This is a genomic window from Lysinibacillus mangiferihumi, assembly GCF_003049665.1.
Classification (GTDB): Bacteria; Bacillota; Bacilli; order Bacillales_A; family Planococcaceae; genus Lysinibacillus; species Lysinibacillus mangiferihumi.
In genome coordinates this window covers 1-24,721 of sequence record NZ_PYWM01000030.1, presented here as the reverse complement: position 1 = coordinate 24,721, position 24,721 = coordinate 1, and the positions used below count along the sequence as shown (strand labels likewise).

Here is a 24,721-nt window from a genome sequence, read left to right as displayed (position 1 = left end):
GGTGAAAAACATGAAAAAAGAATTGCTGATCCGCATATTAGGTGGATACGTCATTGGTGTTATGATTGGACAATTTGTACAGCTTTGTTTATCTATCGGCTTGGGACAAGGAAGGTATATATTCGTTTTACCTGAATTTCGTGCGTTATTTGAAAGTGAGGTAGCAGCTGTTGTTACACAAATGTTGTTAACAGGGTTGATTGGTATCGTTTTTGCCTTGGCTGCATTAATCTTTGACATGGCGAAATGGGGGATGTTGAAACAATATACAGTACATTTTTTTATAACGGCACTTGTTTGGATTCCGATTGTTTTGATATTGTGGACCCCTAAAACGATTATAAATATCGTTTCTTTAATAGCAAGTTTTTTGGGTACTTATGTTGTGACTTGGCTTTTACAATATAATTTATCAAAACGCGATATTGAAAAAATTAATGGAGTACTTTTAAGAGGTGAGTATGATGACAATTGAAATTAAAGCACTATCAAAACATTATAAGAATCAAGTGGTAGTTGACCAGTTGACCTTAAGTATTGAAAAGGGAGAACTATTCGCACTACTCGGTCAAAATGCCGCAGGAAAGACGACTACGATTAAAATGCTTTGTGGTCTTTTAACACCAACGAGTGGAGATGCTATTTTAGAAGGAGAGAGTATTGTTTTCAGTCAAACGGCTGTAAAGAAAATCATTAATATTTCTCCTCAAGAAACGGCTGTTGCTCCCAATTTAACTGTGCAGGAAAATTTGCTGTTAATGGGCCAAATTTACGGAGATTCAAAGCAAATAGCACAACAGCATGCAGTCGCCCAAATGGATTTATTTGGTTTGACGTCGGTGAAGGAGAAAAGGGCAAAAGTGCTATCAGGCGGTTATTTGCGCAGATTAAGTGTAGCGATGGCCATGATGTCGAAACCGCAAATACTTTTTCTTGATGAACCCACATTAGGTATGGATGTGCGAGCACGCCGTGATTTATGGAGAATTTTATTGCAAATAAAAGGTGATGTAACGATTGTTGTAACTACTCATTATTTAGAGGAAATAGAAATGTTAGCTAATCGTGTTGGTATTATGAATCAGGGGAAATTATGTGCTCTTGGTACAGTGCAGCAATTAATAGATGAAACGGGAAAACCAACATTAACAGAAGTATTTTTAGAGTTAACAAAGGAGGTATTACATTGAAAGCGATTGTATTTGCAACAAGAAATCATAAAGAAATTATACGAGATCCATTAACGCTTCTTTTTGGTATTGGCTTACCAATAGTACTGATGGGATTATTTTCAGTCATGCAAAAAAATATTCCGTTTGGATTATATGAAATCAACAATCTAACGCCAGGCGTAATTGTTTTTAGTTTTTCATTCCTCACACTTTTCTCGGGTATGTTACTGGGGAGAGATAAAAGTACCTCATTTTTAATGCGTATCTTTGCTTCTCCAATGGTCGCTATTGATTATATTGTCGGGTATGTTTTACCTTTATTACCGATTGCCATTTTACAAATTGTTTTCTGTTTACTAACAGCAGGGTTTCTAGGCTTAACATTGGATTTTTATACTTTACTATTAGTAGTCGTGCTACTTATTATTTCCTTACTATATATCGGAATTGGGTTGCTACTAGGGACATTATTTACAGATAAACAAGTAGGTGGCTTATTCGCAATATTTGTAAATATCGCTACTTGGTTGAGTGGTACATGGTTTGAGCTAGATATGATTGGAGGTACAGTACAAAAGATAGCGAATTTGCTTCCATTTGCTTATGCGGTGGATGCTGCACGAGATGTGCTAAATGGACATTATGATGATGCTATCCTACCCCTTTCTGTAGTCATTGTTTATACGCTCTTCACGTTTATTATTGTCAATTTAGCTTTTAAGCAAAAAATGCGAGCGCATTTTTAATTGAATTTTAAAGTAGGGATTTTGGAAGACAGCTCGAATGTTTATATAGAAAGGGGGAGAGAGTATGTCACGTTTACCAATTATGGTAGCACCAATGTTTTTAATTTCGAATCCAGCGATGGTCATCGAGGCAAGTCGAGCAGGGGCTATTGGTTCGTTTCCATTATTAAATGCAAGACCCGTTTCAACTTGCGCAGACTGGCTTCAAGAGATTAAAGAGGCGTTGCCAACAGAGCCATGGGCCGTCAATTTTATATGTCATCCAGTAGCGAATGCTCGTTTTGAAGAAGATTTACAATTAATTGAAGAATATGAGCCACCTATTGTTATTACATCGCTTGGCAACCCGAAGCGTGTTATTGATATTGTGCATAGTTATGGGGGAAAGGTCTATGCGGATGTGGCAAATGTCAAGCATGCTGAGAAATCGGCAGCCACGGGAGTAGATGGGTTAATTCTTGTGTGTGCAGGAGCTGGTGGACATGGTGGACAACTGAATCCATTCGGCTTTGTCGCTGCGGTCAAAAAATTCTTTAATGGCACCATTATTTTATCAGGCTCTATTTCAAGTGGTGCAGATGTATTGGCAGCGCAAATTATTGGAGCGGACTATGCTTATTTAGGCACTCGCTTTATTGCTTGTCATGAAGGAGATGCACCAGAGGCTTATAAAAACATGGTTATCGAAAGTAAAACAGATGATGTTTTGTATACAGATGCCTTTAGTGGCGTGCCTGTCAATGTGCTAATTCCATCCTTAATAAAAGAAGGGATTGACCCGTCGACATTAACGCCAAAAGAGGCTATTGATTTAACACACCTTGTAAATGTGAAGGCTTGGCGTGATATTTGGTCGGCAGGACATGGTGTCACAACGATTGAAAAACGTGAGTCTGTGCGTGAAATTATTACGTCATTACATGAGGAATATGAAAGCGCAAAACAACGATTGAATGTGGTACAGTCTTTGTAATTGCTGGAAGGGGGCCCTTTCAGGATGTTAGGAAAAACAAAACGCACAATGCTGTTTAACCAACAATTGTGCGTTTTTGTATTGTCTTAGTTGTGGATCTTTATTAATCGTGATTCAATGTTGCAGCAATTTCAGGTTGTTGTTCAACTCGACGTAGCATATTAAATGAGGCAATCGCAACTTCGACCTGTTCGTCCATCGGCTCTCTTGTTGTCAGTAATTGTAACCATAGACCTGGATAGCCTAAATAGCGTAACAAAGGAATATTGCGGCATGCATTTGTTGCTTGTAGTACTTCAAATGATACCCCTAATACAACAGGAATTAATAAAATACGGTCTACAATTCGTAACCACAGCGGGTCTGTAGGTACGAAGAAATATAAAAACATACCAACGAACACAGTGAATAGCATAAAGCTACTACCGCATCGATAATGTAAACGAGATTGAGCTTGCACATTTTCCACAGTAATATCCATACCAGCTTCATAGCAATTAATGACCTTATGCTCGGCACCATGATATTGGAAAACGCGTTTAATAATTGGTGTTAAAGAAATAAAATATAGATAGGTAAGCAGTAGAAGAAGCTTAATGCCACTTTCGAGAAGCACTTGACCAACTTTCCCTTCTATCCATGGTGAGAATAAATCCGCAATAAACACTGGAATTAATGTAAATGCAAATTTACCGAATAGGAAAGAAAGAATCCCGACAACGGCTACGCCTAAAATCATTTGTAATTTTGAGCCGCTTTCTTCTACATTTTCGACTTCTTCGCCAGGTGTAACGTCATAACGGTCCCCTGAAAATTGCATATGACGTGAACCTAAACCTGCTGATTCAATAAGTGCAACAACCCCACGTACAAATGGAATTTTTTTAAGCTTTTGCAGGATTGGTTTTTGGACTTTTTTATAATGATAATAATCAATGGAATCATCGTTACGGCGAATGGCAGTAATCGTATGTTCCTTCCCTCCGAACATCACACCCTCTAATTGTGCTTGTCCCCCGTATACAGGTGAATTGCTCAAGGCTAACACCACTCTCTTTATATATTTCAACTGTACCATTGTACTAAATTTAGCGAAAAACCTCTAGAGGTACGCATAGTAAATTTTCTTTATGGCTACACTTATCGTATAATTTTGCTTTTTTAGGAAGAGCGCTTATGTATCATTCAGTGCCATTAGCTAAAGACAGGACGTGTAAGCGATGTGCACGCTGCTTATTTATAGGAGGGGTAGCTTTGAAAGTAGGACTAATAACCGCTGCTGTTAATGCAATCGTGTTAGCATTATGTTTAAAAGGGCTTCATTTTTTTCATTTTATTCGTTGGAATCCAATAGGTTTTTATAAAAAATGGGAGTTGTTCGAAGATAGTTCTAAACTATTTCATTGGAGTTTTTTAACGTTAGCACTGTTTTTAGTCGGATTCTTTTTATATATGACGTTACGATATACTCATATTATACCTGCAATCTTGACTTCATTTTTACTCGGACTTTTGGTAACAATCACATTGGAGTGGTTTGTTTTGGATTTACCGTTACAATCCTCATCTTTTAAAAAATTATCAATCCCTTTTATGGTCGTAGTTATTTGCCTTTTGCGCTTTTTACTTGAAACAGCTAATTTTCATTACAAAGAGCATACAGCACAAAAAGGAAATTAGTTGCTGTATGCAATTGGTATGATAAAATAAAAAACAAGTACATAGAAAGAGGCGAATACTGCGTGAAGTTTTTATGTTTGAATGGACCAAACTTAAATCGACTTGGAAAGCGTGAGCCACATATTTATGGCCATGAAACACTAGACGATGTCAAAAATAATATTCAAAATCTTGCGGCTTCTCTTGGTGCTACAGTCGAGTTTCGTCAATCGAATCACGAGGGTGTTCTTGTAGATTGGGTGCACGAGGCGGAAGATGAAAAGTATGATGGGATTATCTTTAATCCAGGTGCGTATACCCATACAAGTGTAGCATTACATGATGCAATTGCAGGAGTGACCGTACCGGTTATTGAAGTACATATTTCCAATATCCACAAACGTGAGGCATTCCGCCACCATTCTTATCTTGCCCCAGCCTGTCTAGGTCAAATTAGTGGACTTGGTACAAAAGGCTATGAACTAGCACTACGCACTTTTATTGAGAGGGAGAAATAATTATGTTGAAATTACAAAAGCTTCGTAAAATACTTCAAGAACAAAACATCGATGGCATTTTAATTACGAACGAGTATAACCGCCGCTATATGACAGGTTTTACTGGTACGGCTGGCGTAGCGATTGTGTCCCAAAATGATGCTGTGTTTATTACAGACTTCCGCTATACAGAGCAAGCAACTGCACAAATTAAGGATTACCGAATTGTGCAACATGAAGTAACACTCCTAGAAGAAATTGCGACACAAGTCAAAGCGATGGGTATTAAATTATTGGGCTTTGAGAAAGATTCTGTCAGCTATGGTACATATGAGTTGTATAAAAATGTAATTCAAGCTGATTTAGTGCCCGTTTCTGGATTAATTGAAAAAATTCGCTTGATTAAGACTGCACAAGAGATTAATATTATTAAGGTTGCGTGTGAAATTGCTGACCACGCATTTACACATATTTTAGACTACATCAAGCCAGGTAAAACAGAGCTTGACGTTTCGAATGAATTAGAATTTTTCATGCGACAACAAGGAGCAACACAGTCCTCTTTTGATACAATTGTAGCGTCTGGTCTTCGCTCGGCACTACCACATGGTGTTGCAACAAATAAAGTTATTGAAAAAGGCGACTTTGTCACACTTGATTTTGGTGCGCTATACAATGGCTATATTTCGGATATAACACGTACGGTGGCAGTTGGTGAGCCATCTGAAAAATTAGTAGAAATGTACAACACAGTCCTTGCATCACAACTTTTAGCACTTGAAAAAGTTGGTCCTGGCTTAACAGGTATTCAAGCAGATGCCATTGCACGTGACTATTTAACAGAAAAAGGCTATGGTGAGGCATTTGGTCATTCATTAGGGCATGGGATTGGTCTTGAAGTACATGAAGGCCCTGGGCTATCGAAACGATCAAATACGGTTTTAGAGCCGGGAATGGCCGTGACGATTGAACCAGGTGTTTATGTACCAGGAGTCGGTGGTGTTCGTATCGAAGACGATATTTTAATCACTGAATCAAGTAATGAACTACTAACACATTCGACAAAAGAACTTATCATCTTATAAACAATGGAGGAACACAAATGATTTCAGTAAACGATTTCCGTACAGGTCTAACAATTATTGTTGATGGCCAATTATATCGCGTGTTAGATTTCCAACACGTTAAACCAGGTAAAGGTGCTGCATTCGTACGTTCTAAATTACGTAACCTTCGTAACGGTTCTGTGAATGAAAAAACATTCCGTGCTGGTGAAAAAGTAGAGAAAGCACAAATTGATAACCGTAAAATGCAATATTTATATGCTCAAGGTGATGAGCATGTATTTATGGATTTAGAGTCATATGAGCAAACTGAACTTGCTTCAGCTGCCATTGAATATGAATTGAAATTCCTAAAAGAAAATATGGAAGTACACATTCAATCTTACCAAGGTGAAATGCTAGGTGTAGAATTACCAAACACGGTTGAATTAGAAGTAACTGAAACAGAACCAGGTATTAAAGGTGATACTGCTTCAGGCGGTACAAAACCTGCTACACTTGAAACGGGTCTTATCGTGCAAGTTCCGTTCTTCGTGAACCAAGGTGATAAATTAGTGATTAACACTACTGAAGCATCTTATGTATCACGTGCATAAGCAATATTTAGTAAACCTACTCTTTTAAAAGGGTAGGTTTTTACTTTTTTTTAATACATATATCGAGTAAAGTACAAAAATATGTAAAAATAGAAGGAGGTCGAAAAGAGAAATAAGGTTTACAATAATAGTAAGGAGTGAATGCAATGTTAAAAAAATTTGAAATGCACTATCCAATTATTCAAGCACCGATGGCGGGGGTTACTACACCAAAGTTTGTTGCTGCCTGTGCGGAAGTTGGGATACTAGGCTCAATTGGAGCGGGCTATTTAGATGGTGAGCAGACAAGAAATTTTATTCAGGAAGTAAAAAAGCTTACGCAAAAGCCATTTGCCGTAAATTTATTTGTGCAAGAAGAGCCACGCATTGATATAGATGTTCTCCAAAAAGCACGTATGGCTCTACAGCCTTACTATGATGAGCTCGGATTATCACCAGTGCAAAGTGTGATGTCAAACGAAGTTTTTGAAGGGCAATTGCAAGCAGTTCTTGATGAGCAAGTAGCTGTGTGCTCGTTTACATTTGGTATACCATCTCCAGAAGTTATTCAACGTTTAAAGGATAAAAATATTTATGTGATCGGGACAGCTACTACGCTAGAAGAAGCCATTCAAGTTGAGCAATCAGGTATGGATGCGGTTGTTTTACAAGGTGGTGAGGCAGGAGGGCATCGTGGCTCATTTACGAACCCCATGGAATTAATTGCCCGTGAAGATTTACTGCAACAAGTAGTAGGCAACATAACAATTCCAATTATTGTTGCAGGGGGCATTGTTTCTCACGAAGATGTGCAGCGCGCGCTAGCGGGTGGTGCACAGGCAGTACAAATAGGTACAGCTTTATTGGTAGCTGATGAATGTGAAATATCACCATTGTATAAAAAGGCTATCTTGCAGTCGAAGCCACAACAGACGACGATTACGTATGCTTTTACTGGTAAAGCAGCGCGTGGCTTAACCAATCATTTTACAGAACATATGAAGGATGCTGTTGTCGCACCGTATCCATTGCAACATCATTTAACCTCCACTATTCGTAAGGAAAGTGCAGCACAAGGCAATCCACAGTATTTATCGATGTGGATGGGGGAAAACAGTCACTTAGTGCAGCCCGGTACAGTGAAAAGTATCATTGAAAAATTAGTATAGGTGCCAGTCACTCAAACAATTCTGAATTGTTTGAGTGACTGGCACTGTTCTTTTTTTTTGGAGTGCGACATATATTGCTGTACACGAGGGGGCGTATGAATGGAATTACAAGACGTATTAAGAGTCGCTGGAGTGGGACTAGTAGTAGCGCTTCTTCATGTTTTCTTTGATCAAACAGGGAAGAAAGAATTTTCATTTTTCTTATTTTTTATTGCCTACTTATATATGACAGCAGAATTGCTCCGATTTTTACGTCTATTTTTCACTGAAATTTTAACATTCTTCCAGTGGTTAACCTCATCTGGGTAAGTAAATGGAAATTGTCATTGTTGCTGTTGTCATGCTGCTTTTATTGTTGCTTATAAAAGAAGTCATACAGCCACTCCACGCGCTAATTAGTGTCATGTTTTCGTTTTTGTTGTTCAGTTTTTTGTTTACGACACTCCTATTGCCTTTCGTCAAACAAATTCTCGATATGCTTTCATTTTTGCCTTATGCAAAAGCCATTGTAATGAGTGCTAGTCTTTTTTATGTAGGGCAATGGGTGTCGATGTTATTAGTGGAGCATAGCTATAAAGTGTTAGGTAGTATCGTTTTCGATGCAGTTAAAATTGTTATTTTACTGTATTGGTTTAAAGAATTTGTGGTTGTTTTACAGGGGGTGTCATCTATTTTACAAAGGTTAAACTAAGGGGCGAAGCCAGTGCAGGAGCAACTACTTTCGTTTTTCATCGATCCATTTTTTCTCTTGCTCAAGATGACGCTCATATTGTGTGGCTATGTCATCATTACTTTAATTGTCAATATGCTTTTACCAGAATTTGAAAAAGGGACAAGAATCCTTTTTTTTCTTATTGTGTTAGCCACGATCGGTCCAGTAGTCGTCAACTCATTTCAACTTATTGATGAAATTGCACAAGGACTTTCTCATATATTCACAGCATTTTATCCAATTCTTACTTCTAGTTTTTTGCTATCCAGTAGTATTACTGCAATTGCTTCTTGGCAGCCTTTTTTGCTTTTTTTTGTACAAGTCTTAACGATCATTAGTAGTAAATGGCTTATCCCAGGTGTACTCTTTGCCATTGTCTTTGATGTATGCAGTGTCATTGTCAAAGAAATATCTTTTACGAGAATTGCAGAATTAATTCGTTTTACTATTATGAGTATTGTTTCTGCGTCTGTTATTTGCTACATCATTTTAATGTCGGCAAGTGGTGTTGCTGCATTTAGTGTCAATAAGGCTGTTGCAGAGCCAGTGAAAAAGTTAATAGAAGAAAATATTCCAGTAGTCGGTTCTTTTATCGTAGATAGTTTTTCGATGTTTCAGCATATGACCCAATTTTCTACTTCAATTAGTAGTATAAGTGCCTTTATTGCCGTGATAACTGTATCGTTTATTCCGACAGTCCAGCTTGTGGTTAGTGCGTATTCATTAAAACTATTAGCCGCTATTTTAGAACCGATTGCTTTTGATGATATATGTAAATTACTTGATCATGTTAGTAAATCTCTCTTTACATTATGTGCAGTATCATTTCTAATTGCTTTTTCATTTATGTTTTCTTGTTTTTTCCTTATTGTTTTCGTGCAAGTGCTGGCAGGGGGGAGATAGATTGATTCTTTTATTGGCGTTGCTCTTTATTTGTCAATTTTTCGTATTTCTGACGGATGATAAACAAATAATTTCACTAACAAAACTTGTCATTACGTTAGTATTTTTGCAATTGCTATTAAAGATTCCATTTATCAATTCATAGGAGGAAACAAGCGTACATACACTTGAAAAAGAGAAGATGAAAGGAGGCAATGTACAAGTGATGTGGAAAAGGCACGAAAAAAAACAACGTCATTTATCGTCTTAATGTTGATTGCTGCCTCCGTGGGAATTTTCATCGTGTTACCTATGTATCAAACGAATTCATCAAATGAGCGAGTAACACCGAATACGAGTGAAGAAAAACTTGAGCAAACGCTTAAGGCAATGCAAGGTGTTGGGGAGGTTAAAGTATATTTTTATTACGGAGAGATGACAGATGCCAAGGATGAAAATAAACTATTTAGCCAGTACTTTCGAGGGACTGACCAAGGTACGAAAGATGTAACAGGAATGCTAATTGTTTCAGAAGGAGCATCAGATATATTTGTAAAAAATGAAATTCGTGCGGTCGTTAGTCAAGTGATGCAATTACCTATTCATCGAATTATTATTGTTCCAATGGAAAATAAGGAGGAAAAGTAAATGCGCGTACGTAGAAGAACAGTTTGGTTTATGACATTATTAAGTCTTGTAGCAGTTATTTCAGTTTATTATTTGGTGGATCCTGCAAAACAGTTTAATGGCTTAACGATTTTTACAGATGATACATTACAACAAACAGCAATTACAGGTGTTACAGATCAGGAAGCTACTAATAAGCAAGATGCAACCCAAGAAGTATTGTCTCCAAGTCATTTATTTGAAGAAATGCGTATGCAAGTAAATGATGAAAGAAGCCAATTACGTGAACAATTAACGCAAAAAATTGCGTCTGAAGAATATACTGCTGAAGAAAAAAATGAGGCTTTCAATGAAATCGATGGCTTGATTAAACAGGAATCGGCTGAGGCAATGCTTGAAATGTTGATTAAGTCTTTAGGCTATAATGATGCATTTGTTAGAGCGGAAGGTGAAAAAGTTTCCGTAACGGTTATGGCGGAAGAATTATCAAAATCACAAGCAAATGAAATTATTTATTTAGTAAAAACAGAGTGGGAAGGCGCAAATGACGTTCAAGTTAAATTTAGTGCAAATAACTATTAAATAATAAAGAAAAAAAGGAATATTCTGTTTATTAATTAATCATTGTTATATATCAGCATAATGAAAAGGCTTTCGTTTAGTAAAAGAAAGCCTTTTATTTTGTTTATATTTACTTAATTTTCATTTTAGTGTTTCAAATTGTTTGAAAAAAATATAGAATAGTTATTGTAGTAGATTTTATTTCATAAGGAGAGTTAGAAATGTTCAAAATTCAAGAAATTCGTGAAATTATCAAATTAGTAGATTCTTCTTCAATCGACGAGTTCGTTTATGAAGTAGATGGCGCAAAGGTTAAATTAAAAAAGAATGGTGTTGTCGTAACTGAAACAGTAGCACCTAAAAAACAAGAAACAGCCCCTGTTGTACAACAAACTGCACCAGTAGCACCAGCAGCTCCAGCGAAAGTTGAAGAAGCACCAGCAGCACCAGCAGCAGCACCTGCAAGCAACGACCCATCGTTACATAAAATTGTATCACCAATGGTTGGTACATTCTATGCAGCTCCAAACCCAGATTCACCAGCATACGTAAAAGTGGGCGACAAAGTAGACGATGAAACAATCGTTTGTATCGTAGAAGCTATGAAGCTTTTCAACGAAATCGAAGCTGAAGTTAAAGGTGAAATCGTTGAAGTACTTGTTAAAGATGGCGATTTAGTAGAATACGGTCAACCATTATTCCTTGTAAAAGCTGAGTAAGGAGTGCAAACCATGAAAAAAGTTTTAATCGCAAACCGCGGCGAAATCGCTGTTCGTATTATTCGTGCCTGTAAAGAATTAGGCATCAAATCGGTTGCTGTATATTCTGAAGCAGACGCAGATGCATTACATGTGAAGTTAGCAGACGAAGCATATTGCATCGGTCCAAAGCTATCTAAAGATTCATATCTAAGCTTCCCAGCATTATTAAGCGTAGCAGAAAAAACAGGAGCAGACGGTATCCACCCAGGTTACGGTTTCGTTTCTGAAAATGCTGATTTCGCTGAAGCATGTGAAAATGCGGGCATTAAATTCATTGGTCCTTCATCTGATTCCATCAAAATTATGGGGATTAAAGACGTTGCTCGTACAACAATGGAAGCAGCAGGCGTTCCACTTGTACCAGGTACTGGTATTGTTCCAGATATCGAAACAGGTAAAGAATGGGCTGCGAAAATTGGTTACCCAGTTATCATTAAAGCAACTGCTGGTGGTGGCGGTAAAGGTATCCGTGTAGCACGTACAGAAGAAGACCTTGTAAAAGGTATTGATATTACGCAAAAAGAGGCTGCTGCAGCATTCGGTAACCCTGGCGTATATTTAGAAAAATTCATTGAATACTTCCGTCACTGTGAAATTCAAGTGTTAGCTGATGGGTACGGTAATGTCGTACATTTAGGCGAACGTGACTGTACTGTTCAACGTCGTATGCAGAAATTAGTAGAGGAAGCTCCATCTCCTGCTCTATCTTCTGAACGCCGTGCAGAAATGGGTGCAGCAGCGGTGAAAGCAGCTCAAGCATGTAACTATGAAGGTGCTGGTACAATCGAGTTCATCTATGACTATCAAGAGGACAAGTTCTACTTCATGGAAATGAATACACGTATCCAAGTAGAACACCCTGTAACAGAAATGATTTCTGGTGTCGATCTTGTTCAACAACAATTAAAAATTGCATCAGGTGAGAAACTTCCATTCACACAAGATGATATTAAATTAAATGGTTGGGCAATTGAATGCCGCATTAACGCAGAGAATGCATACAAAAACTTTATGCCTTCAGCTGGTACTGTAGATACTTATGTAACACCAGGTGGCTATGGTGTACGTATTGACTCTGCTGTATATGCAGGTTACACAATTCCTCCATATTACGATTCAATGGTAGCAAAACTGATTGTTCATGCGGATACGCGTGAAGAAGCAATTGCGAAAATGAATCGTGCGCTTGGTGAATTTGAAGTAGCTGGTCCTGGTATCAATACGACAATCCCATTCCACCAAGCATTAATGAACAACGACGTCTTCAAATCTGCGAAATTCAACACGAAATTCTTGGAAGAAAATGACGTATTAGGAACAAGTAAGAAATAATTAACAAACGATGGAATAGAATCGAATATCTATTTCTTAAACCTTCTGGCTTTTAGTAGTCAGAAGGTTTTTTTATCTAGTAGATGTCTATTTTCCTTTTTGTGTTAAAATTATAAAAAGAGGGGAGAGAAAACTATGGTTATGTATAATTTTGAAGAATACGATGACCCAACTTTATATGACAAAGAAAATGAAAACTATTTGCCGGAATTGCCTTTTTTGTTAAAGTGGGCGTCAACTACACAAGGGACAATTATTGACTTAGCTTGTGGCACAGGAAGGCTGACGATTCCACTTTCTAAAAATGGTTGTCAAATGATAGGAGTAGACATCCATAAAGGTATGTTAAATGAAGCAAAGAAAAAATCAGCGGATTTTGATTTGCCGATTGAATGGGTGGAACAAGATTGTACAAAATTGCAATTACCAACGAAAAGTCATTTCATTTATTCAGTTGGGAATTCATTTCAACATTTTTTGACGAACGATGCGCAAGATAGTTTACTTTCTTCAGTGAATAAACATTTGGAAATGGGAGGCATCTTCATTTTTGGTACGAGGTTTCCTAGCGCAGAGGAATTACTTCAACCAAGTACGGAAGAATATTGGAGAACGTATACTGATCGCGATTCGCTTCATATTGTTGATGTCTATACAATTAGTCATTATGATGCTTTAAGTCAAATCCAACACTATACAACAATTAGAAAGTATAAAAATAGTGAAGGTCAAATTGTGGACGAAAAGAGCACAAAGATAAGTTTAAGATATGTATATCCAAAAGAAATGGAACGAATTTTATTGTACAACGGTTTTGAAATTGTGGATGTATTTCAGGACTGGAAGGAAACCGTTGCTACAAACGACAGTTACGAGTTAATCTATGTTTGTAAAAAAATAAGCAACTGAAAAGTTTGGAGGTTTTTTATGGACACGCTATGGCAATGACAGAACGGAAGAACTATCAAAAAGAACTTGCGTATAAGGGTATCCAATAACGCAAGTTCATCCTTACTAGCGTATAAATTTTTATAGTTTACTAACTGAGTTAATTTCATAAATGCCTCTTCGATTAAAAAATACGAACAATGTGTTATAAAAATAACTAATAATAATATATCGTTCGTTTTATTTGATTTTAATCAGGAACCACGAAAATCAAAGTTCGTGTTTATTAATGGGGAATAACCATAAAGTTCGTTTTTCTCAATTGTATCCCTATCCATCTCCATCTCCAATCCCCCACTATAAACTATCTGGAATATTTTTCTACCATAAAGCAATTTTAGCACGAAGGCAGTGTAAGGTGTAGATAAAACAAAATCGTTAAGATGATATCGATAGTAATAAAAACTTACGCTATTAGCAGTCAACAATCAATACAACCATTCAAAAACCTTCGTAATTACTACAATGAGTTACCAACTAAACTCCTGCAAAGAAATATAGCATTTAAAACATCTAGGACAGCTCCTGAAAAAGCCGCAATCAATTTTGTCATTCTGTAGAACTATTGCACGGTGTAAAGTCAAAACAGAGTGTGAATACCAGAGGGTCAAGTCATTTCTGAAAAAATATGAAAATATTATTTGAATGAAATCGGATGTTTTTGAATGAATATGATTGAACGGGACTTTTTAATGTAATATAATTAAAATGTGACGTGATTCATCCAAAAACCTTCACGGAAACACTACTTAAAACAAAGAGTTTTTATGCTAGGGGGATATTTAAATGAAAAAAACATTCAAAATTACAGTGCTGGAAGGTTTACATGCAAGACCAACAACATTATTAGTAACGACTGTAAATTCGTTTGAATCAGAAGTTTCCATTACATATGAAGGAAAAACTGCAAATTTAAAATCCATTATGGGTGTTATGTCTCTGGCAATTTCAGCAGGAGCAGTTATAGAAATATCGGCTATCGGTTCAGATGCAAAGGAATTAATCGAAAAAATTACGGAAGTCATCATTTCTCAAGGGATTGGTGAAGAATGCTAGAATTGAGCGGGATTGCCGTTTCCGATGGGGTTGCCATAGCAAGTGCGTATTGTTTGATAGAGCCCGATTTGTCGTTTGAAAAAAGTAGGATTTCGGATATTCATGCTGAAAAGGTTAGACTAAAAGAGGCATGTATCAAAGCTAAAAATCAATTAGCAGAAATTCGTGCGATTGCAGATAGAAAATTTGGTGCAGAAAAGGCGGCTATATTTTCAGCGCATCTATTACTATTAGCTGATCCTGAAATGCTAGCAGCAATTGAAGGGAAAATCGATGATGGCTGGAATGCAGAATTTGCAGTTCAAGAGACGGCCAATGAATACATTCAAATATTTGAAGCAATGGATAATAGGTATATGCAAGAACGAGCTACAGACATTCACGATGTTTCAACGCGCTTACTTGCTCATTTGCTAGGTGTAGAAATACCTGATTATAGTAGCATTTCAAAAGATGTCATTCTTGTTGCACAAGATTTAACACCATCTATCACAGCCCAACTAGATACATCCTATGTCAAAGGCTTTATTACGGATAGGGGTGGTAGAACTTCACATTCAGCTATTTTAGCAAGAATAATGGAGATTCCTGCGATTGTCGGGACAAAAACTGCTACTCAAGAACTTGTGCAAGGGGCACCAATTATTATTGATAGTACGCGTGGTAAAGTTATTATGAATGCAACACAAGAAGTACTGGATGAGTACTTGGAAAAACAACAAGCATTTATAGAACAAAGGCAATTACTGAAGCAATATCGTTTATGTGAAAGTGTGAGTGCTGATGGTCATCGGGTAGAGATTGCAGGAAACATTGGAAAGCCACAAGATGTTGAATTAGTACTTGCTAATGGTGGAGATGGTATAGGGTTATTCCGTACAGAATTTTTGTATATGCATCGTCATGAATTGCCATTGGAAGAGGAACAGTTTCTCGCTTACAAAATGGTTCTTGAGAAAATGCAAGGCAAGCCTACCGTTGTCCGTACATTAGATATTGGTGGCGATAAAAACCTTTCCTATTTGAAATTTGTACATGAGTTAAATCCATTTTTAGGTCTTCGTGGAGTGCGCCTTTGTTTAGCGCAACAGGATATTTTCCGTACGCAATTACGTGCCCTGTTACGAGCAAGTGTTTACGGTAATTTAAAAATAATGTTTCCGATGATTGCCACTCTAGATGAGTTTAGAGAGGCAAAAGCAATATTATTAGAAGAAAAACAAAAGCTACGAGATGAAGGCATACCTGTAGCTGAAACAATTGAAGTAGGGATGATGGTTGAAATCCCATCTGCTGCTGTGATCGCGGATTTATTTGCACAAGAGGCTGATTTTTTGTCAATAGGCACGAATGATTTAATACAATACACGTTAGCGGCGGATCGTATGAATGAACAGGTTTCCTATTTGTATCAGCCTTATCATCCAGCTATTTTGAGATTGGTGAAAATGGTTATTGAGGCTGCACATCAGAACGGAAAATGGGTAGGGATGTGTGGTGAAATGGCTGGTGACGAAATTGCTATTCCGATTTTGCTAGCATTAGGATTGGATGAATTTTCAATGAGTGCACCTTCAATTTTAACGACACGTGCTCAAATTGCTAACCTATCAAAAGTGAACTTATCAACACATCTAGAGCAACTATTAACGCTAACGACAGCGAGAGAAGTGGAAGCTTATGTTAAAAAATATTTATGGCAAGCGAGATAAAATGCTGTCGATAAATAAGGCATGAGAAATGTGATAGATTTTTAAAAATGACGTGACAAGAGGGTGGAACATTATTATCACTGCAGAACGACATCAAATTATTTTAGATATTTTAACTCGACACGGGGTTGTGGATTTACAAAGTTTAGTGCAAAGAACCAAATCATCTGAATCAACCATTCGGAGAGATTTAGCACTATTAGAAGGGCAAGGAATTTTGAAGCGGATACATGGCGGGGCAACACTGCCATCTTCAAAAGTAGCGGAGCCAACAATGCAAGAAAAATCATCCAAAAACCTTCACGATAAACAAATCATTGCTAAAGCTGCTGCGAGTATGATTCGTGATGGAGATTGTGTGTATTTGGATGCTGGTACAACTGTTTCGGAGATGATTCCGTTTGTCACAAACAAAAAAATCATTATTGTCACAAATGGTTTAATGCATGTTGATGCATTAACGTCAGCCAATATTCCGACTTATTTATTAGGCGGTAGAATAAAAATGAATACGAAAGCGATAGTCGGTTCTGTAGCGCAAGAAAATTTAAAACAGTATCGCTTTGATAAGTGTTTTTTAGGGATGAATGGTGTAGATATCAAGTTTGGCTTGACAACACCTGATCCAGAGGAAGCGATTCTTAAAAAAATGGCAATGGAATTAGCTGAAGAAACATTTGTTTTAGCTGACAACAGTAAGTTTTCTGAAATATTTTTTGCAAAAGTAGCAGAGATTGATCAAGTAACTATTTTTACAACAAATTTGGCTAATGAGGCAGCAAAAGAATATCTAGATCAAACAAGCTTGAAGGTTGTGACAACATGATTTATACAGTAACACTGAATCCATCTATTGACTTGATTGTTGAAGTGCCCGATTTTCAATTGAATCACTTAAATCGCATTGAGCGTGAAAGTAAATTTCCAGGTGGAAAAGGTATTAATGTTTCGCGTGTGTTAAACACGATGGGTGTTCCTTCTGTTGCATTAGGGTATATAGGAGGCTTTACAGGGGCATATATTCACAAGGCTTTAGAAAGCGAAGGGATTCAAACAGATTTTGTAAATGTACAAGAAGATAGTCGAATCAATATCAAGCTGAAAACAGAAAATGAGACAGAAATTAATGGACAAGGCCCTGCATTAACCGAACAAAATATGCAAGAGTTATATAAAAAGTTAGAAAACTTACAAGCAGGGGATATTTTAATATTAGCAGGTAGTATTCCACCTTCCCTACCAAAAAGCTTTTATTGTGATATTACGGCGAAATACCGTATCCGTGGCGTGAAAGTAGTGGTGGATGCGGGTGGGAAGGTGCTTGCTGATGTATTACAACAAAAACCATTTTTAGTAAAGCCAAATCACCATGAATTAAGCGATTTATTTGGTGTAGCGATTCATACAATGGATGACATTATATCATATGGCAAAAAGGTATTAGCGATGGGAGCTGAACATGTCATTGTGTCCATGGCTGGTGATGGCGCTTTGCTTTTTGTAAATGATGAAGTTTACAAGGCTACTGTTCCACAAGGTGACGTGGTAAATTCTGTAGGTGCCGGTGACTCATTAGTAGCAGGTTTTATTGGGACATATGCACAAAAACAAGACTTGCGTAAAGCGTTGCAAGTAGCCGTAGCAACAGGAAGTGCAACTGCTTTTAGCAAAGACTTAGCCTCAAAAAACATGATTGATTTTTTAATGGATCAAGTAGCTATCAAAAAAATTTAATAGAGGTGGTGTAGTCGGTTATGAAAATTTCGGATCTTTTAAAAATAGATACCGTTATGATTGATTTGGCTGCTACTAATAAAGATGCAGCTATAGATGAAATGACGGAAAAATTACATCTAGCTGGTCGTTTAAACAATTTTGATGGATTTAAAAAAGCGATTTTACAGAGAGAATCACAGAGTACTACTGGTATAGGGGAAGGGATTGCCATTCCGCATGCCAAAACAGATGCAGTCAAAATTCCTTCTATATTATTTGCAAAATCAAAAGAAGGTGTTGCGTTTGATGCATTAGATGGACAAAAAGTACATCTTTTCTTTATGATAGCAGCAAGTGCCGGTGCGAATAACGAGCATCTTGAAACTTTATCCCGTCTTTCTTCTTTATTGATGGATGTAACATTGCGTAATCAATTATTGGCGGCACAAACGCCAGAAGAGGTCATTCGTATTATTGAAGCGCAAGAAAAAGCACAAGATGGCGACGAAGAACATACAGTAAAAAGCGCAGACAACGCACCGCTTATTTTAGCTGTAACAGCATGTCCTACGGGTATTGCCCATACATATATGGCAGCCGATGCATTAAAGGCAAAAGCACAAGAAAAAGGCATTGCCATTAGAGTTGAAACAAATGGTGCAACAGGAATAAAAGACGCATTAACCGCAGCGGAAATTGACAAAGCGCTAGCCATTATCGTTGCAGCCGATAAGCAAGTTGACATGCATCGTTTTGCTGGTAAGCATGTTATTAAAGTTCCTGTAGCTGCAGGAATTCGGAAAACAGATGAGCTGTTAGAGCGTGCTTTACAACAAGATGCGCCCATTTATCATGTATCGCGTGAAGCTAGTGGTCAAGTTGCAGCGGCTGTCGGTGAAGGGAAGTTTAAAGAATATTTTTATCAACCATTGATGAATGGAATCTCTAATATGTTGCCATTTGTTGTTGGGGGAGGATTATTAATTGCCTTATCCTTTTTAATCGGTGGTATTAATGCAGAGGGTCCAATAGCTGAAGCGCTCAATTTAATTGGTGGTGGAAACGCCTTTGCATTATTAATTCCCGTATTAGCTGGATTTATCGCAATGGGTATTGCTGATCGTCCTGCTTTAGCACCTGGTATGGTTGGCGGTTATTTAGCTGCATCAGGTGGTGCGGGATTTTTAGGTGGATTAGTGGCAGGGTTTTTAGCAGGCTATATTGTGATTGCTTTAAAAAAGCTCTTCTCTCGCTTGCCACAGTCATTCGAGGGAATAAAACCTGTATTACTATATCCGTTGTTCAGTATGGTAATTGTAGGGTTCATTATGATATTTGTCGTCAATACCCCAGTGAAATTAATAATGGATGAATTGACAACATGGTTAAACGGCTTAAGCGGAACCAATATTGTGTTGGTAGGCATGATTCTTGCCGGTATGATGGCAGTTGATATGGGAGGCCCCATTAATAAAGCTGCCTTCACATTTGGCATTGCAATGATTGATGCGGGTCAGTATGCACCGCAGGCAGCGGTCATGATTGGTGGGATGATTCCGCCACTAGGATTAGCGCTTGCGACAACATTCTTTAAAAATAAATTTACATTAGCACAGCGGGATGCGGGTAAGACAAACTATATTATGGGACTTTCCTTTATAACAGAAGGCGCCATTCCATTTGCTGCGGCAGATCCAATTCGTGTCATTGTAAGTTCTGTTGTCGGTGCAGCAGTTGCTGGAGGGTTAGCATTATATTTCGGCTGTACGTTGCAAGCTCCACACGGTGGTATCTTTGTGATCTGGGCGGTGCAAAAACCTCTGCTGTACGTTGTATCGTTAGTCGTCGGTGCAATAGTAACTGCGGTTATGGTTGGTATGTGGAAAAAGCCCATTGAAAGCAAAATAGAAGCCAGTGTTTAACTTTCAATGTCTAATCAACAAGGAAGAAAAATCTAAGATTACTTGTATGTAAAAAAATGAAAACGTCTTTTCTAAGCCAAACCTTCCTTTTTATAGTATAATAAGCATAACAACAGCATTTGCTTGCGATGTGTAAGGGAAAGGATGATATTTGTATGGCAGAGAAAGTAGGACAATCTTTCGTACAACCAACACCTTCTGGTAAAGAAGAGCTTGGGAAAATTGAAGTAGCTGCAGAAGTAATTGAAATTGTAGCTGGAATCGCAGTAAACGAGGTAGAGGGTATCGCAGCAACGCGTGGTAATATAGCAACTGGCGTCGTTGAACGCTTCGGTAAGAAAGTACACAATAAGGGCATAAAATCTGGTGTAACAGAACATGGACAAATTACAATTGATGTATTTTGTTCTGTAAAATATGGCTATTCAATTCCGAAAGTGGCAAAGGATGTACAAACGCAAATTCGCCAAGCAATTTTAAATATGACTGCACTTGAAACAGCAGAGGTGAATGTCCATATTACAGGTATTCACTTCGAAAAAGAGGAAACAGTAGTACCAGAATAAAAAAAGAGGAGCTGCCATCTTGGTGATATTTCACCATAGAAGGCAACTCCTTTTTAAATTGGTTAAAAGGTTTTATAGCGCGATATCTTTTGGTTTCTTCCAGAACAGTGCAAGTATTACGCCGAAAACTAACACGATGGTAGCAAAGTAATAAGGATAATTTAAGTCAATGTCGAATAATATTCCCCCGATAATTGGTCCGAATATATTTCCGAGACTTGTAAACATAGAGTTCATGCCCCCGACAAAGCCCTGCTCATTTCCTGCGATTTTTGATAAATAGGACGTAACAGCAGGACGAATTAAATCGAAGCCGACAAAAATAAAGAATGTCACAAATAATATTGCGAAATAATGATTAACGATTGTCATGGCAAAAGTCAGCGTGGCAGACAGAATGAGGGAGTATCGAATAACATTAATCTCGCCCATTTTCTTCGTAAGCCAGTCAAACAATAGTAATTGGGCAATGGCACCAATAATACCACTACCGGTAATGATAATAGCAATATCAGATGGTGTAAATGCAAATTTATGATCAACGAATAAACTAAAAAGTGATTCGAATGCTGCAAGACCAAATGAAAGGACAAAAATAAGCACAAATGCAATGAAATACAAAGGGCTAAAAATTCGTTTCGCACTGCTGAAAATAGAAGATGCGGCTTCTGTATCATCCGTAGCACGTGTCGGTTCTTTTAAAAATGTGAGCGATAATAACGCTGCTACGAAACCAAGAACACCGGCAGCGAAGAATGGTAAACGTGTACCGTATTCTGCTAAAAATCCACCGAGCCCTGGTCCTATAATAAAGCCTGTACTAATAGCTGCACTCATATAGCCAAGTGCTTTCGGACGTTGCGCCATTGTTGTGATATCAGCAATAAATGCTGTTACTGCGGGCATAATAAAAGCAGCACTTACACCACCAAGCATACGCGATAAAAATAAAATTTCAATGGAACGGCCCATCCCGAATAATAGCTCTGAAAGGCCAAAAATAAATAGACCAACAACAATCATGATTTTTCGGCCAATACGGTCCACCAGTTTCCCTGCAATTGGCGATACAATGAGTTGTGTTATGGCAAATGCTGCCACCATATAGCCAACGACAGAGCCTGTAATATTAAGCTCGTTCATAATAGTTGGTAATACCGGGATAACCAATCCTATTCCTAAAAAGGCGATAAAGAGATTGGCTAATAAAATAGTTAATGTTATAGCTTGTTTCTTGTTCATTTTTCTCTCCTTCAACAGTTCACGATACACGAGATTCATAATCTACTAGAATATTTTCCATCTAATACAATAAACCCTATAGTTACTATAGGGTCAAAAGATTTGTTTTTATTTTTTTTAGTGTGGAAGTAAAACGGCATAGTTATGCAATGCCCGCCCTCTAATTATTCTTCCTTAAAAGAGGAAGGTGATTAAAGCGTCGTACTTTGTCTGATTTTTAATTCTACAATAAACTTCTTTTCCTGCTCATCAGTTAATGTTGCTGGCATATATAATTCGTAAACGGTGGATTCAAATGCTGTTTGTTGCGCATCTACATATTTTTTAAGTTTTTCGTAAAAGGAAAAATACGTATCGGGGTTATAAATAAAAGCAATGCAAGCATATTTACCTGCTGGTACAATGGTTTGTTTCATATTTGTTGTCAGTTTAGAAAATCTACGTTCTGTTAATAGTGGAGTGAAAATCGCATCATAAAAAATGTCATTTACATCTTTGTAATGAGCTAGCGGATAAATACATCCATAGCGACTATTTAAGACACTTCCTTCATTCTCGATAATTTTTGTTAAAATGCTGTAGTATGTATTGGTGCTAGAAGTGGGTGTCAGTTCAGTCGTAGTCACTTGTAATATTGGCATTTCTTCTTCAAAACGCGTGTATACTTCGCCGAAGATGGGGATGTCAATTTGCTCTTGCATTTGCTTTTTTGTTTTCAACAGCGTGTATCTTACTTCATTCAGACGTGAAATTTTTTCTTCCAACCGTTGTTCTTGTTGTTCTAAAAAAACAAGCAGCTCTTCAGGCGTTAGCATAAGCGCCTTTTTAATGTCTTCAAGTGATGTCCCGATATATTTTAGTGACTTAATGATATCTAAGTAAAAAATCTGACTGTCTTTATAATAGCGGTAATTGCTAGCGGAATCAGTATAAGCAGGCTTAAACAAGTCAATTTGGTCGTAGTAACGAAGGGTCTGCACAGAAAGGTTTGCTAATTTTGCAACTTCCCCGATTGTATAATAATGTTCTTTCATCTGTTTTCCTCCACTAGTAAAAAATGTTGCGTTTGTGTCAAACTCTCGCTAAAGAAAGTGTATTTTTTTATTATAGCATTCAGCAAAGAAATGGCTCGATAAGATTGAATCTTATTATTAAAAGTTTCTATTATATATTGTAAGAAGGTCCACAAGTTAAAAATAAGGTAGCACTACATTTTTAACATTTCAACAAATTAGAAGTTAAAATAAGTAGAAAGTTGCTTGAAAAAGGTTTCAGATTATTGAAAACTTGCTTGAATCCGTGTTTCTCGTACGAATTTATGCTATTATAAACCTTAATGCCACTTAAGAAGGAGAGCTTTACATGAAACGACATGAAGCACGTGAAAAAGCGTTGCAAGTTTTGTTTCAGCTAGACAATACGGATCTTACAGTCGAAGAAGCAAAAGCACATATTAAAGGTCAACCGACAAATGCTTTCTACGAAAAGATTGTAAATGGAACAGCTGAACATTTAGAGGAAATTGATGCGGCATTAACGCAGCATCTAGAAAAGTGGTCACTTGCCCGTCTGCCAAAAATTGAGAGAACAGTTTTACGACTAGCTGTATACGAGCTTTTATACATGCAAGAAACACCAAAAAGAGTAGTACTTAATGAAGCAATCGAGTTATGCAAAACATTTGGAGACGATAAATCGTCAAAATTTGTTAATGGCGTACTTTCTAAATTTACAGAACAATAAAAATGTGTTGAATTGGAAGGAGTAACTAAGGTTTATGTCAAGTGCAATTATTAATGGTAAAGAGATTGGTCAAGAAATTCGTAGTTCAGTAGCCGAGCGAGTAGCTCGTTTAAAGGAGCAAGGTTTAATTCCAGGCTTAGCGGTTGTTCTAGTTGGGGACAACCAAGCTTCAGCTACATATGTGAGAAATAAGCAAAAATCTTGTGAAGCAATTGGGATGTTTTCAGAGTTAATTAAACTGCCAGAGGAAACGACACAAGAAGAGCTGTTAGTGCAAATTGAATGTTTAAATAATCGTGAAGATATTCACGGGATTTTAGTACAATTACCACTGCCTAAACATATTGATGAGGACACAGTTATTGCGACAATCGCTGTTGAAAAAGATGTAGATGGCTTCTCGCCAGTTAGCGTTGGGAAAATGATGCTTGGCCAGGAAACATTTTTACCATGTACTCCGTTTGGCGTGATGAAGCTTCTTGAATATTCAGGAATTGAAATCGCTGGGAAGCATGCAGTCATTGTAGGTAGAAGCCATATTGTAGGGAAACCAATGGGTCAACTATTGCTACAAAAAGATGCGACGGTGACATACACGCATTCAAAAACACCAGATTTACCTTCATTCACAAAACAAGCGGATATTTTAATTGCAGCGGTGGGGCGTGCGAACTTTATTACAAAAGAGCATGTTAAAGAAGGTGCTGTTGTTATTGATGTCGGCATTAACCGCGATGAAAACAACAAGCTATGCGGCGACGTAAACTTTGCAGAGGTTGACGGTATCGCATCTCACATTACACCAGTTCCAGGCGGTGTCGGCCCGATGACAATCACGATGTTACTCTTCAACACTGTGCAAGCGGCAGAAACAAAGCTTGCGAATAAAATGAAGTAATTGATTACAATAGAATTTCGTTTGCTTAGAGAGCCATCTCATTACTTTTGAGGTGGCTCTCTTTTTGCGTGCGCCCGGCATGCGTATGAACTATAGGGTGCAAGTCCCGAACCCCGAAGACAGAAGTAGAGGTTAGCCAAGAGCAAGGGTGTCCGTGGCGATGCGGAATCTGAAGGAAGCTGGAGGCA

The 24,721-nt window shown here is 37.6% G+C and carries 29 protein-coding genes; 26 read left to right on the top strand and 3 right to left on the bottom strand.

Translation table 11 applies throughout. The features are described 5' to 3' along the window. Nucleotides 1-10 precede the first annotated feature (10 nt). From C9J37_RS21840 to C9J37_RS21825, 4 genes are all read left to right on the top strand, one after another. Nucleotides 11-475, top strand: coding sequence for a DUF3021 domain-containing protein (locus C9J37_RS21840; protein WP_107897054.1), 465 nt, complete (start codon nt 11-13; stop codon nt 473-475). Then, nucleotides 465-1,190, top strand: a complete 726-nt coding sequence (locus tag C9J37_RS21835) for an ABC transporter ATP-binding protein (RefSeq protein ID WP_107897053.1) — start codon at nt 465-467, stop codon at nt 1,188-1,190. Before C9J37_RS21840 ends, C9J37_RS21835 begins: the two co-directional genes overlap by 11 nt. Further along, the gene (locus C9J37_RS21830; RefSeq protein WP_107897052.1) at nt 1,187-1,918 is read left to right on the top strand and encodes an ABC transporter permease; all 732 of its coding nucleotides are present in this window, start codon (nt 1,187-1,189) and stop codon (nt 1,916-1,918) included. Before C9J37_RS21835 ends, C9J37_RS21830 begins: the two co-directional genes overlap by 4 nt. Nucleotides 1,919-1,982: 64 nt before the next feature. Then, the gene (locus C9J37_RS21825; protein ID WP_107897051.1) at nt 1,983-2,891 is read left to right on the top strand and encodes an NAD(P)H-dependent flavin oxidoreductase; all 909 of its coding nucleotides are present in this window, start codon (nt 1,983-1,985) and stop codon (nt 2,889-2,891) included. A gap of 103 nt (nt 2,892-2,994) precedes the next feature. Here the strand turns inward: C9J37_RS21825 and C9J37_RS21820 are convergent, their stop codons facing one another. Then, entirely contained in the window at nt 2,995-3,969 is a 975-nt protein-coding gene (locus C9J37_RS21820) for a DUF1385 domain-containing protein (protein WP_029747087.1), read from the bottom strand. A 176-nt stretch (nt 3,970-4,145) separates the two neighbouring features. Between C9J37_RS21820 and C9J37_RS21815 the strand changes: the two genes are divergently transcribed. From C9J37_RS21815 to C9J37_RS21725, 20 genes are all read left to right on the top strand, one after another. Next, on the top strand, nt 4,146-4,571 hold the full coding sequence (locus C9J37_RS21815; protein ID WP_107897050.1) for a hypothetical protein: 426 nt from the start codon (nt 4,146-4,148) through the stop codon (nt 4,569-4,571). A 62-nt stretch (nt 4,572-4,633) separates the two neighbouring features. Continuing rightward, nucleotides 4,634-5,068 carry a type II 3-dehydroquinate dehydratase gene (gene aroQ, locus C9J37_RS21810; RefSeq protein ID WP_107897049.1) on the top strand — a complete coding sequence of 145 codons (435 nt, stop codon included), beginning with the start codon at nt 4,634-4,636 and terminating at the stop codon, nt 5,066-5,068. A gap of 2 nt (nt 5,069-5,070) precedes the next feature. Next, entirely contained in the window at nt 5,071-6,132 is a 1,062-nt protein-coding gene (locus tag C9J37_RS21805; protein ID WP_107897048.1) for a M24 family metallopeptidase, read from the top strand. Between the two features lie 17 nt (nt 6,133-6,149). After that, nucleotides 6,150-6,707, top strand: a complete 558-nt coding sequence (gene efp, locus C9J37_RS21800; protein ID WP_024361192.1) for an elongation factor P — start codon at nt 6,150-6,152, stop codon at nt 6,705-6,707. Nucleotides 6,708-6,853: 146 nt separating this feature from the next. After that, complete coding sequence (locus tag C9J37_RS21795) at nt 6,854-7,855, top strand: NAD(P)H-dependent flavin oxidoreductase (RefSeq protein ID WP_107897047.1); 1,002 nt, start codon at nt 6,854-6,856, stop codon at nt 7,853-7,855. 99 nt (nt 7,856-7,954) lie between these two features. Continuing rightward, nucleotides 7,955-8,164 carry a hypothetical protein gene (locus C9J37_RS21790; protein ID WP_008179863.1) on the top strand — a complete coding sequence of 70 codons (210 nt, stop codon included), beginning with the start codon at nt 7,955-7,957 and terminating at the stop codon, nt 8,162-8,164. Between the two features lie 4 nt (nt 8,165-8,168). Continuing rightward, on the top strand, nt 8,169-8,546 hold the full coding sequence (locus C9J37_RS21785) for a hypothetical protein (protein WP_024361190.1): 378 nt from the start codon (nt 8,169-8,171) through the stop codon (nt 8,544-8,546). 12 nt (nt 8,547-8,558) lie between these two features. Beyond that, a complete protein-coding gene (locus C9J37_RS21780) occupies nt 8,559-9,470 on the top strand; it encodes a stage III sporulation protein AE (RefSeq protein WP_024361189.1) in 912 nt (303 codons plus the stop codon). 1 nt (nt 9,471) lies between these two features. After that, nucleotides 9,472-9,615 carry a hypothetical protein gene (locus C9J37_RS28475; protein WP_162832708.1) on the top strand — a complete coding sequence of 48 codons (144 nt, stop codon included), beginning with the start codon at nt 9,472-9,474 and terminating at the stop codon, nt 9,613-9,615. Between the two features lie 62 nt (nt 9,616-9,677). Further along, nucleotides 9,678-10,097, top strand: a complete 420-nt coding sequence (locus C9J37_RS21775; RefSeq protein ID WP_025219928.1) for a SpoIIIAG-related protein — start codon at nt 9,678-9,680, stop codon at nt 10,095-10,097. After that, complete coding sequence (locus C9J37_RS21770) at nt 10,098-10,658, top strand: SpoIIIAH-like family protein (protein ID WP_024361187.1); 561 nt, start codon at nt 10,098-10,100, stop codon at nt 10,656-10,658. Between the two features lie 200 nt (nt 10,659-10,858). Next, nucleotides 10,859-11,356 (top strand): acetyl-CoA carboxylase biotin carboxyl carrier protein, encoded by a 498-nt coding sequence (gene accB / locus C9J37_RS21765; protein ID WP_107897046.1) that lies wholly within the window; start codon nt 10,859-10,861, stop codon nt 11,354-11,356. 12 nt (nt 11,357-11,368) lie between these two features. Continuing rightward, the gene (accC, locus tag C9J37_RS21760) at nt 11,369-12,730 is read left to right on the top strand and encodes an acetyl-CoA carboxylase biotin carboxylase subunit (RefSeq protein ID WP_024361185.1); all 1,362 of its coding nucleotides are present in this window, start codon (nt 11,369-11,371) and stop codon (nt 12,728-12,730) included. Between the two features lie 135 nt (nt 12,731-12,865). Continuing rightward, nucleotides 12,866-13,639 carry a class I SAM-dependent methyltransferase gene (locus C9J37_RS21755; protein ID WP_201262203.1) on the top strand — a complete coding sequence of 258 codons (774 nt, stop codon included), beginning with the start codon at nt 12,866-12,868 and terminating at the stop codon, nt 13,637-13,639. An 825-nt stretch (nt 13,640-14,464) separates the two neighbouring features. Then, nucleotides 14,465-14,734, top strand: coding sequence for an HPr family phosphocarrier protein (locus tag C9J37_RS21750; protein WP_107897045.1), 270 nt, complete (start codon nt 14,465-14,467; stop codon nt 14,732-14,734). Then, nucleotides 14,728-16,446, top strand: a complete 1,719-nt coding sequence (gene ptsP, locus C9J37_RS21745) for a phosphoenolpyruvate--protein phosphotransferase (protein ID WP_107897044.1) — start codon at nt 14,728-14,730, stop codon at nt 16,444-16,446. Before C9J37_RS21750 ends, ptsP begins: the two co-directional genes overlap by 7 nt. A gap of 73 nt (nt 16,447-16,519) precedes the next feature. Further along, the gene (locus C9J37_RS21740) at nt 16,520-17,272 is read left to right on the top strand and encodes a DeoR/GlpR family DNA-binding transcription regulator (protein WP_107897087.1); all 753 of its coding nucleotides are present in this window, start codon (nt 16,520-16,522) and stop codon (nt 17,270-17,272) included. Beyond that, complete coding sequence (gene pfkB, locus C9J37_RS21735; protein ID WP_107897043.1) at nt 17,269-18,180, top strand: 1-phosphofructokinase; 912 nt, start codon at nt 17,269-17,271, stop codon at nt 18,178-18,180. Before C9J37_RS21740 ends, pfkB begins: the two co-directional genes overlap by 4 nt. 20 nt (nt 18,181-18,200) lie before the next feature. Further along, nucleotides 18,201-20,084, top strand: coding sequence for a PTS fructose transporter subunit IIABC (locus C9J37_RS21730; RefSeq protein ID WP_107897042.1), 1,884 nt, complete (start codon nt 18,201-18,203; stop codon nt 20,082-20,084). Between the two features lie 155 nt (nt 20,085-20,239). Further along, nucleotides 20,240-20,650, top strand: a complete 411-nt coding sequence (locus tag C9J37_RS21725; RefSeq protein ID WP_069513084.1) for an Asp23/Gls24 family envelope stress response protein — start codon at nt 20,240-20,242, stop codon at nt 20,648-20,650. A gap of 72 nt (nt 20,651-20,722) precedes the next feature. On the opposite strand, the gene C9J37_RS21720 is transcribed toward C9J37_RS21725, so the two are convergent. Together C9J37_RS21720 and C9J37_RS21715 are read right to left on the bottom strand one after the other, a co-directional pair. Then, complete coding sequence (locus tag C9J37_RS21720; protein WP_025219923.1) at nt 20,723-21,892, bottom strand: MFS transporter; 1,170 nt, start codon at nt 21,890-21,892, stop codon at nt 20,723-20,725. Nucleotides 21,893-22,083: 191 nt separating this feature from the next. After that, nucleotides 22,084-22,926, bottom strand: a complete 843-nt coding sequence (locus C9J37_RS21715; RefSeq protein ID WP_107897041.1) for a MerR family transcriptional regulator — start codon at nt 22,924-22,926, stop codon at nt 22,084-22,086. Between the two features lie 328 nt (nt 22,927-23,254). On the opposite strand from C9J37_RS21715, the gene nusB reads away from it, so the two are divergent. Continuing rightward, nucleotides 23,255-23,635: a transcription antitermination factor NusB gene (gene nusB, locus C9J37_RS21710; protein ID WP_024361179.1), complete on the top strand. Its 381-nt coding sequence runs from the start codon at nt 23,255-23,257 to the stop codon at nt 23,633-23,635. 34 nt (nt 23,636-23,669) lie between these two features. Further along, nucleotides 23,670-24,533 (top strand): bifunctional methylenetetrahydrofolate dehydrogenase/methenyltetrahydrofolate cyclohydrolase FolD, encoded by an 864-nt coding sequence (folD, locus tag C9J37_RS21705; RefSeq protein WP_107897040.1) that lies wholly within the window; start codon nt 23,670-23,672, stop codon nt 24,531-24,533. Nucleotides 24,534-24,721: the final 188 nt, after the last annotated feature.